This is a genomic window from Nocardioides sp. Leaf374 (genome assembly GCF_916862475.1).
GTDB classification, from domain to species: Bacteria; Actinomycetota; Actinomycetes; order Propionibacteriales; family Nocardioidaceae; genus Nocardioides; species Nocardioides kribbensis.
The window spans coordinates 1-2,653 of record NZ_CAKASO010000082.1; the positions used below are offsets into that span (position 1 = coordinate 1).

The 2,653-nt window shown below is 69.3% G+C and carries 2 pseudogenes; both read right to left on the reverse strand.

Going from position 1 to position 2,653, the window contains the following annotated elements:
• Positions 1–1,540: 1,540 nt before the first annotated feature.
• A pseudogene (locus tag LPA27_RS19120) lies at positions 1,541–1,999 on the reverse strand (DDE-type integrase/transposase/recombinase); the annotation flags it as partial.
• Positions 2,000–2,047: 48 nt separating this feature from the next.
• Positions 2,048–2,128, reverse strand: a pseudogene (locus LPA27_RS19410) (hypothetical protein); the annotation flags it as partial.
• Positions 2,129–2,653: the final 525 nt, after the last annotated feature.

Sequence of the window (2,653 nt, forward strand, 5' to 3'; positions counted from 1 at the left end):
ATAACAAACTAATTCGTCGACTATGACACACTGTTGAGTTCTCAAGAATCAGACGCACACCGTCCCAGACCGTTTCCAACCCGGCGGCGGGGCAACCCGGAGAAACTTACCCGCTCTCCCTCTCGCTATCAAATCCGCGATTCGGGGGAACTTCCTCGTCCTCCTGACGCACACCGGCAGCCGCTTCGTGGACCGCTCTCGCGGGCCGCGGCCGCTCGTGGCGACTCGGAGAACAGTACGCAGATGCCAGGCAGACGCCAAATCGAGTCGTCCACACCCCTTCGAGCGTTGCAGCACCGCCGAGTGGGGGCATCGACAGACGTCCTGGCCCGACCACATCCACGTCTCCCTGCCATGACGCGGCGCCACCGCGCGTCCAGCCGCAATGGTCGGAAGCGAACGCGCATCGGGCTCGGAGGCCGTCGAGTGGACGTCCGCGGTCTGTGGAGCCGGAGGACCAGGGGGCGGCGCCGAGACGCACGACGGAGAGCTGGTCGCTGGACCCGGTCGGGCAAAAGGGCATGCCACGACGAGAGCCCGACGCCCTCCCCTCCCCCCCCCCCCCCACACATTCGACTCGGCCGCGGGCTGCCCGGTCGGTCGATCTCCTTGTCAGTGGCTCCACGGCTTCCTTCGGTGCGACGGGGTCGGTGTCGTCCTGCGCCGCCACCGCACCGCTTGAACCGTGGGGTCGGCGTCCCCGTCTCCGAGCAGTCACCTCCTCGCATCGTGGTGCAACGGCTCGCCATGCGGGCTCCCGCGCAGTGGCTCGTCGTCGCGGCCGTGGTCCTTCCCCTTGCGACAGCTCCACCCACGCTGCGCCGACGGTCCCAACCATCGCGGCCCGGTGGTGCCCATGCCTCCAGCGCCGTGGTCGCACTCACCAGTAGATGCTCAGCACCGGTGACATCCCAGCCCGCTGCATCCCCCAGGGGGTTCCCGCTCGCACAGCCCCGGTCGTCTGGCTCGGCCCCGTCCAGCTGACCGACTCCTCGAGCCCACTGTCATCCGCACCCGGTGGGTGGTGTCTCTGGACGAACGGGGCCGGCGCACCGGGTGGCAGGAGTGGTTGGCCCCCCATCGGCCGGGTGCCCCAGTCCAGAGTCCATCGGGTCGGCGAAGGAGCCTTGAGCTCGGTGGCGATCAAGCTGTGGCGGACCGCGTCGCCGCGGGGTTCGCACCCAGGTAGTCGAACGGCCGACCCGCCCGCGGTGCCGATCACGGGTTCGGCTTCAGCGGGTCGCTGTCTGATGGGCGTCAGCGGGTCGCTGACCTCGCGTCGCCGTTCGCCCTCGCGTGGCAGTGGTTTCCTGGTGGATCGTCTCCGGAGGCACGCCCACCTCCGGTGCGGGCTAGGCAGTCCACGATCACCCGGCTGGTGATCTGCTGCGCCGGCCGCCTCTTCCTCAGACTCATCTCCGCGTACTCGCCCAACCCGGGGTGACCCCCTGCGTGGCCTGCCGAGGGTGGGCGCGGCGTTCGACCGAGATCGCGCCGCCGCGCCCCGAAGACGCCTCGGGGTGATGCCCACCCAGGTTGTTCACCTGGTGATGGGTGGGGCCTTCCCGATTGGCAGAACGGCGGGTCCGGCGGATTCGGAGTTGTAGAACTTCCTGAAGGCCCAGCCCTCGGCCAGGGTGCGGTGGAACCGCTCGATCGTGCCGTTGGTCCGTGGACGGTAGGGACGTGTGCGTTTCGGGGTGATCTCGAGCTCGGCGCAGGTCTCACGCCACAGGCGGGACTCCTAGCAGCCGCCGTTGTCACCGAGCACCCGATGAACGGTGACGCCGCGGACGGCGAACCAGGCGACTGCGTTGCGCAGGACCTCGGTCCCGGTCTCCTTGGTCTCATCGTCGCGGGCCTGGACGTAGGCGACCCGGGAGTGGTCGTCGATGACGTGGATCAGGTCGCCGGGGTGCTGGTGTCCGTAGCGCCGGGTCGTCGCGCCGGTAGCCCGATCGATGTGGGACAGGCGGTTCAGCCGGCCCGGACATCGTGAGCCGCTCGCCGATCTCGACCGGACCCTCATGCCGCTGCCGTCAGGACCCTCCTCGCGGCAACGGGCCGTCCACTTCGCAGCGGTCTGCCGCGACACGTCGAACCGTTCGGCGGTACGAGCCGGCTTCCAGCCCTGCCGGCGACGTCAGATCGTGTCGTCGCAGGTTCTCGACCACCATGCCGGGTCATCACACCTCGCCACGCGAGGTGGTGCCGCACCGCGACTCGCGATCGGGGCGAACGGAGAACGTCACACCCCCGCCGCGATCTGCCTGCCCGACCGTCCCTCGAGGAGTGGGCCCTGACATTGGCCGCGCTCGAGGACGCTCAGGTGGCGGGAGTCGTCGATCGGCTCGGGACAGCGCACGACCCGACCAGCTGGGTAGGCACGCCCGCCAACGATGATCGCGACGCCGCTGTCGGGCCCGGCCAGTGCGAGCCTCGCTGGTACCGGTGCCGGCCTCGTGGGTCTACGCGTAGCAGCCCACGGCTCGGGGCCTGCGCCGTGAGCGACGTCTGCTCCGACCGCCGGGCGCTACACGATCGATGGACTGGGACCTGCCCTGTCTGTGAGGTCTTGAAATGGCTTGTGGGGCCACCCGGTAACAGGTGACCCCACAAGCACTAAGAATTGTCCGGCGGCGTCCTACTCTCC